Below are 14,175 nucleotides of genomic sequence, written 5' to 3'. Positions count from 1 at the left end.
CGAGGGTTGGCTATGGGCAGTTTCCACTTCCTCCACGCAGCCGATATCCACCTCGACAGCCCCTTGCACGGCTTGTCACGTTACGACGGGGTGCCGGCGGAGGAAGTGCGTGGCGCGACGCGGGCGGCCTTCGACAATCTGGTCGCCTATGCCTGCGATCAGGCGGTGGATTTCGTGCTGATCGCCGGCGACCTGTTCGACGGCGACTGGAAGGACATGGGCACCGGTCTCTACTTCGCCCGCGCGATGGGAAGGCTGGCGGCGGCAGGCATCCCGGTCTATTGGCTGTCCGGAAATCATGATGCGGCCTCCGCCCTGACCCGGTCGCTGCCTTGGCCGGACACCGTGAAGCAGTTCAGGCCGCGCCGCTCGCACACCCACGTCATCGACCATCTGGGCGTCGCGATCCACGGGCAGAGCTTTCCGAATGCCCATGTCACCGACAATCTCGCCGCCGGCTATCCCGACCGGGTGGAGCATCATTTCAACATCGGCCTTCTTCACACCGCGCTGACTGGCCATCCGGGACACGCGACCTACGCACCCTGCACCATCGACGATCTGCGGGCCCGCCATTACGACTATTGGGCGCTGGGGCATGTGCATGACTTCACCGTCGTCGCCGAATCGCCCTACATCGTGTTCCCCGGCAACCTCCAGGGCCGGAACATCCGGGAGACCGGACCGAAGGGGGCTGTCCATGTGGAGGTGGAGGACGGCGCCGTCGCCCGTCTGACCCATGTGCCGCTGGACACCGTGCGCTGGCTTCGGGTGAAGGTGGACTGCACCGGAATCAGCAAGCCGGACGAGATCGACGCCGCGATCCGCACCGCCCTCGCCAACCGGCATGCCGAACTGTCCGACGGACGTCCGACCGTCGCCCGTGTGGTGCTGACCGGCTCGACGTCCCTGGCCGGCAAACTTCAGGACGGACGGGCGACCCAGCGCGACACCGTGCGCGCCCTGGCCGCCGCGGTCGCGCCGGACCTGTGGATCGAAAAGGTTCATTTGGACGTCACCATGCCCGGTTCGGCGCCGGTCGCCGACGGGGCCGCGGAGGACATCATGGCTCTGCTGGCCGAGGTCCGCCAATCGCCGGAACTGGCCCAGGACCTGAAGGCGGACCTCCTTCCCTTCCTGACCGCGGCGGCCAGGGCCGGGGAATTCGACGAGGACAGCCTCGCCGCCATGGCGACACGGGACGACTGGCAGGCTCTGTTGGCGATTGCGGGAAGTGCGCTGGAAGCCCGCCTCACCGGTAAGGAGACAGAGTGATGCGGTTTGCCGAACTCCATCTGGAACGCTATGGCCATTTCGAGGATTGCCGCCTGCCCTTCCAGGCGGGAGCTCCCGATTTCCATATGGTCTACGGCCCCAACGAGGCGGGAAAATCGACCACTCTCTCGGCCGTCTCCGACCTGCTGTTCGGCTTTCCGATGCGCAGCCCCTTCAATTTCCGCTTCGATTACGCGCTTCTGCGCATCGGCGCGGTGCTCGAGGAGGATGGACGGCACCTGGCCTGCCGGCGCCGCAAGTCCCGAGACCAGAGCCTGATCGATGCGACGGACCGCCCCCTGGATGAAGGTCAACTGTCGGCCCTGCTGCACGGCCTGAACCGCGAAACCTTCAGCGCCGGCTTCAGCCTGGACCAAGCCGGACTGCGCAACGGCGGCGAAGCAATGCTTCAGGCTTCGGACGATCTGGGGCAGGCCCTGTTCGCCGCCGGATCCGGACTGACGGAAATCAGCAAGGTTCGTGAGGCGCTCGACAACGAACTGGATGCGATCTGGGGCAAGCGCGCTGCCGCCCGTCGGACCTTCGTTGCCGCGGAAAGGCAACTCGATGCCTGTTTGAAAACCATGCGCGAGGCGCAGCTCAGACCCAAGGAATGGTCCGACGCGCAGGCGAAGGTCGAGGCTTGCGAACAGACCCTTCGGGATCTGCTGCAACGGCAGAATACGCTGACCGCCCAGCGCGACGACGCCGAACGGCTGCGCCGCATCGGCACCGCAATGCGGTCGCGGGCCGCCCTGTTGGCCGAGATCGCCGCGGAAGGAGCGGTGACCGTCTTCTCACCCGCGGAGGATACCGCGGCGCGGACCTTGCTGGCGGCCCTGACGAAGGCGGGCGAAGCCCATGATGCGGCCAAGCGGCACCGCGACGACATGGCGGAAAAGCTGAGCCGGCTCCAACCAGATTCCATCGCCGCGCTTGGCGAGCACATCGAGCGCCTGATCGAAAAGCGGGGCGGGATCACCAAGGATGTCACCGATCTGGACCGGCTGACGGTCGAGCGGCAAGGGCTGCTGGAACGCGCGACATCCCTGCGCACGGAACTGACCCTACCCGGCGACCTGCCATCCGGCCTTGAGGTCAGGAAGCTTCGCGACATCGCCAAACGTCACCTCAGCCTCGCCGACGGCCTGGGGGCGCGGGATGGGGAGCTCGAAAACCTGCGGACCGATGCCCGGACACTGCGCGAGGACCTGGCCGACGCGGTCGTCGCCGAAGGGCTGGACGAGCTCCGGGCCGTGATCGGTCTTGCCCGTGGGCTGGGCGACGACATCGACCACCGTTGTGCCGAAGCCCAGGCAGACATCGAGCGCGCGGACGCCGAGACGCAGCTGGCGCTGGCGGCCCTTGCTCCTTGGCAGGGCGGCGCCGACCGGCTGGCCATGCTCTGCGAATTCGATGATGGAGAACTCCAGGCCGCCTCCGATGCGGAACTCAAGCTCGCCACCAGATTGGAAAGCGACCAGGCCGAACTCCGCCGCTTGGAAAACGAGATCGAACAGCTCGGAACCCAGCGCGGCTTGCTGGCTCAAACCGGGCAGGCGGTGTCGGCGGACAAGGTTCTTAGGGCGCGGCAGGCGCGGGATGATCTGTGGACGGCCATCGGCACCCATTTGCGGCAGGGCCGCGCCGCGGAGGCCCAGGCGCTCGGCGACGATTTCACGGCGGCGCTTCAGGACGCCGACGCCATCGCCGACCGCCGCTACGCGACCGCCGAGGAGTCCGCGCGCCTGACTGCCCTGGACCACCAGCAGGCCCTCCTGGATTTGACGCGGCAGCAGGCGGAAAAGGCCGTACAGGAGGCTGAGAGCGCGCTATCCGCACAAACGATCTCCTGGGAAGACCGCCTTCGCGCGCAAGGACTGCCGCCCCTGACGCCGCTGAGGCTGCGCGCCTGGTTTGCCCAACGTCGCGCCGCGCTGGATCTTCATCGCCAGACGGCCGAGGCCCGGCGGCAGGCCGCGCGCCTGATGGAACGCAGGGCCGAAGCGGTCGGCATCCTTGCAAGGGCCTTGACGGTTTCGCCGGAGAACGACCGGCTGTCGCCGCTGCTGGCGGCTGCCGACCGTGAACGGATGAAGGGCGAGATCCTGGAGCAGGCGTTCCGCGAGAAAAACGCCAAGCTCGCCGCCCTGGAGGAGAGTATCTCCCGTTGCGAGCGGCAGGACATCCAGGATCGCCGGGCCTTGCAGGCTGCGGTCACCGACTGGACCGAGGCATCGGCGCGGCTGGGAATCGCCGCGGACATCGCGGGTATCGACCACTGGCTCGAACTGGTCGAGGAATTGCGGGGCATCCTTGACGGAATCTCCGCACACGACCGCAGGCTCGACATCATCGGCAAGGACCGCAAGTCCTTCGACGCGGAGGTGGAGGCGCTGGCAGCCGACGCGCAGATGGACGTACAGGCAGACCCGATGCGGACGCTCGACGCTCTTCGGGAGCGTTTGGCCAAGGCGCGTTCGGTCGCACAGGAGGTCGAGACGCTGGAGGCCGAGCGGAAGAAGCATCAGGCGGACATGGATCGCGCCGCCATCGATCGAACCATCGCACTCGATCGCCTGGGCTCCTTCATGAACCGCGCCGAAGTTGCCGAGGTCGCGCTTCTGCCTCCGCTCCTCGACCGGTCGAAAGCCCATCAGGAACGCCTTGCCCGGCTGGCTGAGGCCGAACGGCAGATCGTCGCGGATGGCGACGCTCTGCCGCTTGCCGATCTCATCGCCGCCTGGGAAGCCTGCGATCCCGACATGGTGGCCTCCCAGTCGGCCACATTGGGCCAGACGCTAGAAGCGCTGAACAAGGAGGTGGCCGAAGCGGCCAATGCGCTTGGTGAGGCCCGGATGGTGTTCCAGAGCCTGGGCCAGTCCTCCCATGGCGCGGCCGATGCCGCGGCCGACGCGGAGGCGGCAAAGGCGGACATGAAGGCCGAGGCGGACCTCTATGTGCTCAAACGGGCGCAGCAGCTTCTGTTGAGCCGCGCGGTCGAACAATACCGCGCGCGCCGGCAGGCGCCGTTGCTGACGCGCGCCGGCACGCTTTTCCGCACATTGACCCTCGGACGCTTCGTCGACTTCCGGATCGATCACGATCCATCGACACCGCGTTTGCTGGGGCTGCGGCAGGATGGGGAGACCCTTGTCTCCATCGAAGGCATGAGCGAGGGCACGAGGGATCAGCTGTTCCTCGCTCTGCGACTGGCGGCGGTCGAACAGTCGATTGCCGCTGGTGTGCGGGTTCCCTTCATCGCCGACGACCTGTTCGTCAATTTCGACGACGACCGCGCGGAAGCCGGTTTGAACGTCCTTGCTGGGCTTGCCGCCTCGACGCAGGTGCTGTTCTTCACCCATCATGCCCATTTGCGCAACATGGGGCAGGCGGTCGACGGACTGGCGCGACTTGAGTTGTGAACAACATCGGCGACGGGTTCCGTCAGCCAGCATAATAGGGCATACCACAGGGAAAACCCATAATCACCCTGCGGTTATCCAGTGATCATGGCAAAAGCACCAAAGTCCAGCGGGAGCAACGTCGGCGGCAAGGCCGACCGGCAGAGTGCCGGTGGCGCCGCCATGTCCGGGGGCGGCCGCTTCCAGGATGAGGTGGGCGCCGATCTTTTCGTCCACCTGCTCGCCGGAGCAACACCTTTCGGGCTACCAAACTCGACCTCGCTCGAGCATGTGGCCAGCGAAACCGGCCAGGACACCGACGAACGGATCGAGCACTCCGCGCGTCCGGCCTCCGAAATGGGCAAGACCTGGCGGCAGTTCCTGCGCCAGCACGCCGCCGGGGCCACCGATCCACACCGTCCTCTCGATGCGGCACGCGACCGCATCGTGCTTGCCGTCGGGCCGGAAAGCCCAGAGACCGTCCGCGCTCGTCTGCGCGAGGTGTTGTCGCGGATGGCAGGCCTGCCGCCGGCGGCATCCATCGAACGCGCGGCTGCCAACACGAAGGAAAAGCAGGCGCTGACCAGTCTGCTGAGTCTCCTGCGCGCCCTCTGGCAAGAGGAATTCAAGTCCGTCGCGACCGACGACGATCTGCGGCATTTCCTGGCCTTTGTCCGGGTTACGGTGCTGGAGCTTGGCGACGGCACCCACGGCCGCACGGCGATGGAAACCGTGCTGAGCAATCGAGTTCTCGCGGATGGACAGAACGCAAGGACGGCGTGGGTGACGCTGTGCCACGCACCGAAGAGCCTGTCGGCCAACCGCAAGGGCATCGACCGCGCCGGGCTGGAGATGCGGCTGCGGGACACCGGCTGCTTGCTGCGCAGGGCTCATTCGCCGGATCCTGTTCGTGCCGTGGCGGAGAGTGTCGAGAGTGCCCACGACAAGCTGGATGAACTGCTCAAGCGAACTCCGGCCAGCCTGCCGATACTGGAAGCGGAGCCAGAGCCCTCCCTCGACACGGCTGGTCTCCATGATGCATTTGCCCGCGCCGAGCTATGCGGGAAACTGGGTGACGGTCTGGTCAGGCGGCGTTCTGTGACGCGGGCTCGGTGACCTCGATGCCGTTGCGGAATGTGACGCCCTGGATGACCTTGGGCAACTGGTTTTCGCCCTGCAAACGGCGCCAGGTCTTCAAAGCGGCGGTGATCAGTTTGAAAACCATCAGCTTGGCGGTTTCTTGTGAGCGCGCGCCCTTGGTGCGGACGGTCCGGTGGCGGACGGTGGCGAACACGCTTTCGATGGGATTCTGCATATTTCGGCGGAAAGCACCCAACGGGAACGGCGGAAAGCGCCCGGGCAGAACGGTGAAAGCGCCCAGCCGTTTCGGTGAATTCGCCCACCCGTAGGGGTGGTGGTGTCAGGGTCCGAACCAGCCTTTGGCATCCCCATGATCTTTCCACGGCACAGGCCAAGGAGGATCGGGATGCCCCGAGCGAGTTCGGACATGCGGCGGATCAGAGAAGTCCTTCGTCTGCGGGATGAGTTCGGCGCCAGCCAACGGCAGATTGCCGATGCCTGCCGGCTGCCGCGCAGCACCGTGCGCGATTACCTGGATCGGCTACGGGCCTCCGGGCTGCGGTACGCGGATGTGCTGGGCTGGACGGACATCGAGTTGGAGGAGCGGCTGTTCCCGCCTCCGGTCACGTCGGCGCGCCCGGTGCCTGACTGGCAGCACATCAGCCGTGAACTCAGCCGCCGTGGCGTAACGCTGCGGCTGCTGTGGGAGGAATACCTGGAGGTCCATCCCGGCGGCTATCGTTACACCCAATTCGTCCAGCATTTCCGGGCATGGCAGGGTGCCCATGCCGAGCCGCGTCTGCGCCGGGAGCATCGGCCGGGGGCGGCGATCGAGGTCGATTACGCCGGGATGACGCTGAGCGTCGGGCTCGGCGCCGAGGCGCGACAGGCCCAGGTGTTTGTCGCCTGTCTGCCGTATTCGGGCTACGTCTATGCCGAGGCGACCTGGACCCAGCAGGCGGAGGAGTGGCTGGCCTCGCACGTCCGGCTGTTCGAACATCTGGGCGGCGTGCCGGGCAAGCTGGTGCCGGATAATCTCAAGGTCGGCGTCAGCCACGCCTCCTTCTACGATCCGGCGATCAACCCGGCCTATCACGATCTCGCCCGGCACTACCGCACCGCCGTTCTGCCGGCCCGGGTCCGGCGCCCACGCGATAAGCCCAGCGCCGAGAACGGTGTGCAGCAGGTCGAGCGGCGGGTGCTGGCCCCGTTGCGCGATACGCCCTTCGCCACGTTGGACGCTGCCAACGCAGCCTTGCGCGACAAGCTGGCCACCCTCAACGCCGCTCCCTTGAGCCGCAGGCCACAGGACACGCGCGCCGGCTTGTTCGCCACCGAGGAGAAGCCGACCCTGCGCCCCTTGCCGCCGGACCGCTTCGTGCCCGGCACTTGGGCTCGCCACAAGGTGCCGCCCGACTATCATCTCGCCCTCGACGGCGGCGTCTACTCAGTGCCCGACACGCTGATCGGCAAGACGGTCGACGTGCACAGCACTGCCGGCGTGATCAGCGTCTTCCTGCGCGGCAAGCGGATGGCCTGCCATGTCCGCCGGCAGGATGGCGCCACCGTGACGCTGGACGCCCATCGCCCTGTCAACCACCGGGCCGTTGCCCGCTTCACCCCCGACACCATTCAGGCCGATTTGGCCGCCATCGGCCCGGCCGCCGCGCTGCTGTTCGCGCGCATCCTGGCCGGCGCCGATCATCCCGAACAGGCGGTGCGGGCCGGGATCGGCCTGATCCGCCTAGCGGCCACCCACGGCACCAGCCGGCTGGAGCAGGCCTGCCAGGCGGCGCTGGAGGCCAACGTCGGATCCTACCGCTACGTCCAGCGCTGGTTGGCGGCGCCCCCCGCCACGTCGGCGGACCCGGCCGGTGCCGGCGAGCACGCCAATCTGCGCGGCCCTTCCTACTATCACTGACGGAGACACGATGATGAAGCACGTCAACCACGAGCGGCTGCGCCAGTTGCGGCTGTACGGCATGGCCAAGGGGCTGGAGGCGCTGGAACGCCTGCCCGATCGCGGCCAACTGGCCTTCGACGAGCAGTTGGGCACGCTGATCGAGCGGGAAGCGGCGGAGCGGGCCAACACCGCACTCGCCAGCCGGCTGAAGCGCGCCCGGCTGCGCCAGACTGCCTGCCTGGAGGATCTCGACCTGCGCACCCCGCGTGGGCTCGACCGCGGTGTTGTGCGCGAGCTGGCCACCGGGCGTTGGGTGACGGAGAACCGGCCGGTTCTGATCACCGGCCCGACCGGGATCGGCAAGACCTGGCTGGCCTGTGCACTCGGCAACCAGGCGGCGCGGGAAGGCCACAGCGTACTCTACACCCGGCTGACCCGCCTTGCTGGACGATATGGCCACCGCCCGCCTGGACGGTTCGCTCGCCCGGCTGCTGCGACGGATCGCCCGGCTCGACCTGCTGATCCTGGATGACTGGGCGATGACCGAGCTGACCGCGGCTCAGCGCCTGGACCTGATGGAGGTGATCGACGACCGCCACGACCGGGCCGCAACCATGCTGGCCACCCAAGTTCCCGTGGCCAACTGGCATCGGCTCATCGGCGATGCCACCTACGCCGACGCCATCCTCGACCGCCTCGTGCACCGGGCCTACCGCATCGACCTGCATGGCGACCCCATGCGCCGCACCAAGGCCGACGCCGCCTGCGAAACCCCCGACACCTAAGGCCGGTGCTTGGCAACTAAACCCACAACCTTCATAACGTAAATCCAGGGTTCGGCCCCGGCACCCACCAGCTTTCAATTCGGGTGGGCGGCTTCGCCGAAACGGTGGGCGCTTTCAACCGAAACGCCTGGGCGAATTCGCCGAAATACGCAACCCTCGAAGCTCTATAGCGTTGTGCGTTTAATATGAAACGCACAACGCTATAGCGTACCCCTCCGCCGAGCGCCGCCTTGTGACCGAGCGGGGAAGCTGAATCATTGTGCCTGTCCCTATGGCTATCCCTATGGCAGTCCCTATGACTATCCAACGCGTCGAGGTGATCACGGGCCAGGAGCGGCGGCGGCAGTTCAGCGACGAGGAGAAGCTGCGGCTGGTCGAAGAGGCGTTCCAGCCGGGCGTCAAGGCGACCGAAGTCGCCCGGCGCCTGGGCGTGGACGTCAGCCTGCTGTACCGCTGGCGCCGCCAGTTCTTCGGTCAGCAGCCCCGGCTGCCCGCCTTCATGCCGATCACCGTCGCCACCGACGCTCCGGCACCGGAGGAGGTGGCAGAGCCGACAGCGGCGCCAGCGGCCCCACCAGCCGGTCTCATCGAGGTCGAATTCGCGACGGCGCGCTTGCGCATCACCGGCCCGGTCGATCCGGCCCTGGTCGGCACGGTGATCGCCGCGCTGTCGGGACGGTCGGCATGATCCCGGTCCCCTCGGGCGTTCGGGTCTGGCTGGCGGGCGGGGTCACCGACATGCGCTGCGGGATGAACTCTCTGGCGCTGAAGGTCCAGGAGGGTCTTGGCCGCGATCCCCATGCCGGCGATTTATACGTCTTCCGTGGACGTCGCGGTGACATGGTGAAGTGCCTGTGGCATGACGGGCTCGGCATGTCGCTGTACGCCAAGAGGCTTGAACGGGGCCGTTTCATCTGGCCCAGCCCGGCCAGCGGAGCCGTGGCCATTTCCGCGTCCCAGTTCGCGTATCTGCTCGACGCCATCGACTGGCGCAATCCGCAGCAGACTTGGAGACCGCGCTCGGCCGGATAGGCTGCGGCACAGTGAATCAACCCGCCGCTCTCCGGCGGGAAGAGCGAGGATCGGTGCGGGTTTCCGGGTACAATCCGGCCCCATGGACGCCCTGCCCGACACCATCGACGCCCTGCGCGCCGCGCTGATCGAAGCGCGTGGCCGGGCTGCGTTGGCCGAGGCGGACGCCGCCCAGGCGCGGGCCGAACGGTCCGGCGACCAGGCGCTGATCGCCACCCTGAAGCTCCAGATCGAGAAGCTCCAGCGCGACCTCTACGGCCGGCGCTCCGAACGGACCTCCCGACTGCTCGGCCAGCTCGAATTCCAGTTGGAGGAGGCGCAGGCAAGCGTCGGCGAGGACGATCTGGCGGCGGAACAGGTGGCCGAGGCGACCGGCGCGGCCCGCATCACCCGCAAGGCGCCGTCGCGCAAGCCGTTCCCGGCGCACCTGCCGCGCGAGCGCGTCGTGATCCCGGCGCCGGCGGTGTGCCCATGCTGCGGCTCGACCCGGCTGTGCAAGCTGGGTGAAAGCGTGACCGAGACGGCCGAGCGCATTCCCGCGCGGTGGAAAATCATCCAGACGGTGCGCGAGAAATTCTCCTGCCGGGACTGCGAGACGATCAGCCAGCCGCCGGCACCGTTCCACACCACGCCGCGCGGCTGGGCGGGGCCGAACCTGCTGGCCACGCTGCTGTTCGAGAAGTTCGGCCAGCATCAGCCGCTGAACCGCCAGTGCGAGCGCTTCGCCAAGGAGGGCATGGAGATCAGCCTGTCCACCGCGGCCGACCAGGTGGGGGCGGCCTGCGGCGTGCTGAAGCCGCTGCTCGACCGGCTCGCAGCGCATGTGCTGGCGGCGGAGCGGTTGCACGGCGAGCCCGAAGGGCCAGCGAAGCTACGACACGACCGTGCCGGTGCTGGCGAAGGGCAAGACCGACACCGGCCGCATCTGGGTCTATGTGCGCGACGATCGCCCCTTCGCGGGCGCGGCGGCACCGGCGGCGCTGTTCCACTACTCCCGCGACCGTGGCGGCGGGCATCCCGAGGCACATCTGGCCGGTTGGGCCGGAGTGCTGCAGGCCGACGCCTATGCCGGATACAACCGCCTCTACGACGCGAGCCGCCAGCCGGAGCCCGTGGCCGAGGTCCTGTGTTGGGCGCACGCGCGTCGGAAATTCTTCGAACTCGCCGATATCGCCGCCAACAAGCGGCGCGGCAAGGGGGCGCCCCCGATTTCTCCGCTGGCGCTGGAGGCGGTGCGGCGCATCGACCCGCTGTTCGACATCGAGCGCGAAGCCCTCGGGCGCTCGGCAGCCGACCGTCTGGCGGTGCGCACAGAGCTGTCCAAGCCCCAGGTCGAGGAACTGGAAAACTGGATGCGAACGGCCCGGGCCGGGATGTCGAAGCACGCGCCGGTGGCCAAGGCGATGGACTACATGCTGACCCGCTGGGAAGGCTTCACCCGCTTCCTGCGTGACGGACGGGTCTGCCTGACCAACAATGCTGCCGAACGAGCGTTGCGTGGAATCGCCCTTGGCAGGAAGGCATGGCTATTCTGCGGATCGGATCGAGGCGGGCAGCGCGCCGCCGCCATGTACAGCCTGATCGTGACGGCAAAGATGAACGACATCGATCCCCAGGCGTGGCTGGCCGACGTCCTGGCCCGCATCAACGATCTGCCGCAGACCAAGCTGCACGAACTGCTGCCCTGGGAATGGAAGCGGCTGCACGAGGCGACCACGGCGACCTGAGGAACCATGGCCAGAACCCGCAACCTCGTGACCATGGAGCGCGTCGCCGAGATCCTCGGCGAGGACGTCGAATGGCTGATCGACATTGCCATCGAGCTGGAGCCGGAGGACGGTTGCCTGGCCGTGTTCGGCCCAGGCGAGCAGTGGTTCCATGCCCTGACCGAAGATGGCGTCGAAAGCCTTAAGGAACTCATCCAAATCCACCGAGCAGCACGCTGAACGATTCGATCCGCACCCGCGTCACTCACCGGATGCGTACGCCTAATTCATAACTCGGGCTGTCTCACAGTCGTTGACACGTTCCGAGCTCTAGCCGGGAAAATTCATGAGGGTTGGCGGGTGTAGCGGCATCCGTTGAGCGGCCGTAGGATTTGGGTGCTGACGCCAACTCCTGCCGTTTCCGGAGCGCCCACCCGCCATGGTTGATCATACCCTGCCGCTGCCCGGCCTGTCACCCGTTGCTGGAAAGCCGGTGATCGGGCGCTTTGATGGCGGCCGCCTGTCCTCCGATGGCGGGCTGCTGGTGCTGCGGGAGGTGGCGAAGCGGCTGCGGATTGCCGATCGGCTGGCCGCCTGTATTGAGGACCCGCGCGATCCAACGCGCACCGTGCATTCGCTGGCCGACATCATCGGCTTTCGCCTGCTGGCCATCGCGGCGGGCTACGAGGACGGCAACGACGCCGGCAGCCTACGCTCCGACCCGCTGTTCAAGATGGCCCTGGAACGCCTGCCGTCCGAGCGTGACCTTTGCTCGCAAGCCACCATCTCGCGCCTGGAGAACCTGCCGGATACCCGCGCACTGCTGCGCATGGGCCGAGCCATGGTCGATCTCTACTGCGCGTCCTTTCGCCAGGTGCCCAAGCGCATCGTGCTGGATGTAGACGACACCTTCGACACGGTGCATGGCGGTCAGCAGTTGCGCCTGTTCAACGCCCATTATGACGAGTACGGCTTCCAGCCCATCGTTGTCTTCGACGGCAACGGCCGCTTTGTCACCGCTGTGCTGCGCCCAGCCAAGCGGCCCAAGGGGACGGAGATCCGGACCTTCCTGCGTCGCCTGCTCCGCGCCATTCGGGCAAACTGGCCCAAGACCGAGATCCTGCTGCGCGCCGACGGCCATTACGCCTGCCCGGAGGTGCTGGACTGGTGCGAGGCGGAGGGGCTCGACTACGTGCTCGGTCTGCCGACCAGCAGCACACTGCGCCGTCACGTCACCACGCTGGAGGCCAGCACCGCGGCGCGCTTCCAGGCCATGCCCGGAGCCGACAAGGTGCGCCGCTTCAAGGAATTCTATGACGGGGCCAGCACCTGGAGCCGGGTCCGCCGCATCGTCGCGCGCGTCGAGGCAGGAGACCAGGGCACCGACAGCCGCTTCATCGTCACCAACCTACGCCACGGCACGGGTCGCTGGCTGTATGCCGGCCTGTATTGCGCGAGGGGACAGGCGGAAAATCATATAAAAGCCTGGAAATCCCACCTTGCCGCAGACCGGACCTCCTGCACCAAGGCGACGGCCAACCAGTTCCGCCTGTTCCTGCACGCCGGGGCGTACTGGCTGCTGTGGAGCCTGCGCTCGCTGATGCCGAAACGCTCCCGCTGGCGCACGGTGCAATTCGACACCTTGCGGCTGCGCTTGGTGAAGACCGCCGCGCGTATCGTGGAGATGAAGACGCAGATCAAGGTGCACCTGCCGACCAGCGCGCCTGATCAGGCGATCATCCACCTCGCCCTCGGCCGCATGCCCCGGCTCATCTGCTGAGCACCGGGGCAGCGTGCCCCAGCCGTCACCCAATCCCCTCCACCACCAACTCCGACACCGTCACGCCGCCGTCAGCGCGGCGGCCGACGACGCGCGCCCATACAGCCCAACGTTGATCATCTCAACGCGGCGACCAGACCGCTCGCCACCCTGGTGAATAAAGGCGGCTAGCAAGCTCACCGCATGCATACACAGGCAACGCCTACCGGCGCGTTTCTGATCTGCCAACAGCGAAAGGCCCCGTCTCATATTGAGTGCGGGGCCTTTCGGTTTTGAGTTTGAAGAAGCAAGCAGCTTGTTTTTGGAGAGATTGTCTCTTGTGCCTGAGCGACCTGGCGGCGACCTACTCTCCCACGTCTTAAGACGCAGTACCATTGGCGCGGAGGCTTTTCACGGCCGAGTTCGGGATGGGATCGGGTGTTTGACACCTCGCCATGACCACCAGGTCACCGAGGCACAAGACCGACGCTCCTTCCAACAAGGCATATGCTTGAACGTGCAAGTGAGGATGAGGATGTATCGAACCGGCTTTTTTTGCGTCAAGCAGACTTGCTGCTGCGCATGGCGCGGTTGTGTGGGGTTGGGATCAAGCCGATCGAGCGATTAGTAAGGCTTAGCTTCAGGCGTCGCCGCCCTTCCACATGCCTCCTATCGACGTGATGGTCTGTCACGGCTCTCAAGGGAGCTCTGGTTTAGAGGTGGGTTTCCCGCTTAGATGCTTTCAGCGGTTATCCCGTCCATACTTAGCTACCCGGCCATGCCACTGGCGTGACAACCGGTGCACCAGAGGTATGTCCATCCCGGTCCTCTCGTACTAGGGACAGATCCTCGCAAAACTCCGACACCCACGGCAGATAGGGACCGAACTGTCTCACGACGTTCTAAACCCAGCTCACGTACCACTTTAATCGGCGAACAGCCGAACCCTTGGGACCTGCTCCAGCCCCAGGATGTGATGAGCCGACATCGAGGTGCCAAACGACTCCGTCGATATGGACTCTTGGGAGTCATCAGCCTGTTATCCCCGGCGTACCTTTTATCCGTTGAGCGATGGCCCGTCCACGTGGAGCCACCGGATCACTATGGCCGACTTTCGTCTCTGCTCGACTTGTCAGTCTTGCAGTCAGGCGGGCTTATGCCATTGCACTCGACGAGCGATTTCCGACCGCTCTGAGCCCACCATCGCGCGCCTCCGTTACACTTTGGGAGG

9 protein-coding genes, 2 rRNA genes and 2 pseudogenes (1 of these 13 only partly in view) are annotated in these 14,175 nt (G+C 66.5%); 10 read left to right on the top strand and 3 right to left on the bottom strand.

What is annotated here, in order from left to right:
* The first annotated feature begins 12 nt into the window (after positions 1 to 12).
* From AZL_RS02510 to AZL_RS02500, 3 genes are all read left to right on the top strand, one after another.
* Positions 13 to 1,275 carry a metallophosphoesterase family protein gene (locus AZL_RS02510; RefSeq protein WP_012973100.1) on the top strand — a complete coding sequence of 421 codons (1,263 nt, stop codon included), beginning with the start codon at positions 13 to 15 and terminating at the stop codon, positions 1,273 to 1,275.
* On the top strand, positions 1,275 to 4,700 hold the full coding sequence (locus AZL_RS02505) for an ATP-binding protein (RefSeq protein ID WP_042442395.1): 3,426 nt from the start codon (positions 1,275 to 1,277) through the stop codon (positions 4,698 to 4,700). The genes AZL_RS02510 and AZL_RS02505 overlap by 1 nt, the downstream gene beginning before the upstream one ends.
* 87 nt (positions 4,701 to 4,787) lie before the next feature.
* Entirely contained in the window at positions 4,788 to 5,795 is a 1,008-nt protein-coding gene (locus AZL_RS02500) for a hypothetical protein (RefSeq protein WP_042442393.1), read from the top strand.
* Here the strand turns inward: AZL_RS02500 and AZL_RS02495 are convergent.
* Positions 5,764 to 5,988, bottom strand: a pseudogene (locus AZL_RS02495) (IS256 family transposase); the annotation flags it as partial. The gene AZL_RS02500 and the pseudogene AZL_RS02495 overlap by 32 nt on opposite strands.
* Before the next feature lie 177 nt (positions 5,989 to 6,165).
* On the opposite strand from AZL_RS02495, the gene istA reads away from it, so the two are divergent.
* From istA to AZL_RS02460, 7 genes and pseudogenes are all read left to right on the top strand, one after another.
* Positions 6,166 to 7,680: an IS21 family transposase gene (gene istA / locus AZL_RS02490; RefSeq protein WP_012973096.1), complete on the top strand. Its 1,515-nt coding sequence runs from the start codon at positions 6,166 to 6,168 to the stop codon at positions 7,678 to 7,680.
* A 10-nt stretch (positions 7,681 to 7,690) separates the two neighbouring features.
* Positions 7,691 to 8,447, top strand: a pseudogene (gene istB, locus AZL_RS02485) (IS21-like element ISAzs2 family helper ATPase IstB).
* Positions 8,448 to 8,742: 295 nt separating this feature from the next.
* Complete coding sequence (locus AZL_RS02480) at positions 8,743 to 9,135, top strand: IS66-like element accessory protein TnpA (RefSeq protein WP_012973093.1); 393 nt, start codon at positions 8,743 to 8,745, stop codon at positions 9,133 to 9,135.
* Positions 9,132 to 9,479: an IS66 family insertion sequence element accessory protein TnpB gene (gene tnpB / locus AZL_RS02475; protein WP_012973092.1), complete on the top strand. Its 348-nt coding sequence runs from the start codon at positions 9,132 to 9,134 to the stop codon at positions 9,477 to 9,479. The genes AZL_RS02480 and tnpB overlap by 4 nt, the downstream gene beginning before the upstream one ends.
* An 82-nt stretch (positions 9,480 to 9,561) precedes the next feature.
* Positions 9,562 to 11,206, top strand: a protein-coding gene (locus AZL_RS02470) for an IS66-like element ISAzs20 family transposase (RefSeq protein WP_076611226.1) whose coding sequence is annotated in 2 segments (ribosomal slippage) — positions 9,562 to 10,334 and positions 10,333 to 11,206 — 1,647 coding nt in all. Because the reading frame shifts where the segments join, the coding sequence is not laid out codon by codon here.
* Positions 11,207 to 11,212: 6 nt separating this feature from the next.
* A complete protein-coding gene (locus AZL_RS02465; RefSeq protein ID WP_012973089.1) occupies positions 11,213 to 11,425 on the top strand; it encodes a hypothetical protein in 213 nt (70 codons plus the stop codon).
* A 199-nt stretch (positions 11,426 to 11,624) separates the two neighbouring features.
* Positions 11,625 to 12,965, top strand: a complete 1,341-nt coding sequence (locus AZL_RS02460; protein WP_012973088.1) for an IS1380-like element ISAzs3 family transposase — start codon at positions 11,625 to 11,627, stop codon at positions 12,963 to 12,965.
* Positions 12,966 to 13,295: 330 nt separating this feature from the next.
* On the opposite strand, the gene rrf is transcribed toward AZL_RS02460, so the two are convergent.
* Together rrf and AZL_RS02450 are read right to left on the bottom strand one after the other, a co-directional pair.
* Positions 13,296 to 13,411 (bottom strand): 5S ribosomal RNA (rrf, locus tag AZL_RS02455).
* Positions 13,412 to 13,547: 136 nt separating this feature from the next.
* A 23S ribosomal RNA gene (locus AZL_RS02450) occupies positions 13,548 to 14,175 on the bottom strand (it continues 2,117 nt past the right edge of the window).

The organism is Azospirillum sp. B510 (assembly GCF_000010725.1).
GTDB lineage: Bacteria > Pseudomonadota > Alphaproteobacteria > Azospirillales > Azospirillaceae > Azospirillum > Azospirillum lipoferum_B.
This window is presented reverse-complemented; position numbering and strand designations above follow the sequence as displayed.

Bases quoted from the DNA above. Each gene is read 5' to 3' on its own strand.
- AZL_RS02510 (WP_012973100.1), top strand. From the start codon at position 13: ATGGGCAGTTTCCACTTCCTCCACGCAGCCGATATCCACCTCGACAGC.
- AZL_RS02505 (WP_042442395.1), top strand. From the start codon at position 1,275: ATGCGGTTTGCCGAACTCCATCTGGAACGCTATGGCCATTTCGAGGAT.
- AZL_RS02500 (WP_042442393.1), top strand. From the start codon at position 4,788: ATGGCAAAAGCACCAAAGTCCAGCGGGAGCAACGTCGGCGGCAAGGCC.
- istA (WP_012973096.1), top strand. From the start codon at position 6,166: ATGCCCCGAGCGAGTTCGGACATGCGGCGGATCAGAGAAGTCCTTCGT.
- AZL_RS02480 (WP_012973093.1), top strand. From the start codon at position 8,743: ATGACTATCCAACGCGTCGAGGTGATCACGGGCCAGGAGCGGCGGCGG.
- tnpB (WP_012973092.1), top strand. From the start codon at position 9,132: ATGATCCCGGTCCCCTCGGGCGTTCGGGTCTGGCTGGCGGGCGGGGTC.
- AZL_RS02465 (WP_012973089.1), top strand. From the start codon at position 11,213: ATGGCCAGAACCCGCAACCTCGTGACCATGGAGCGCGTCGCCGAGATC.
- AZL_RS02460 (WP_012973088.1), top strand. From the start codon at position 11,625: ATGGTTGATCATACCCTGCCGCTGCCCGGCCTGTCACCCGTTGCTGGA.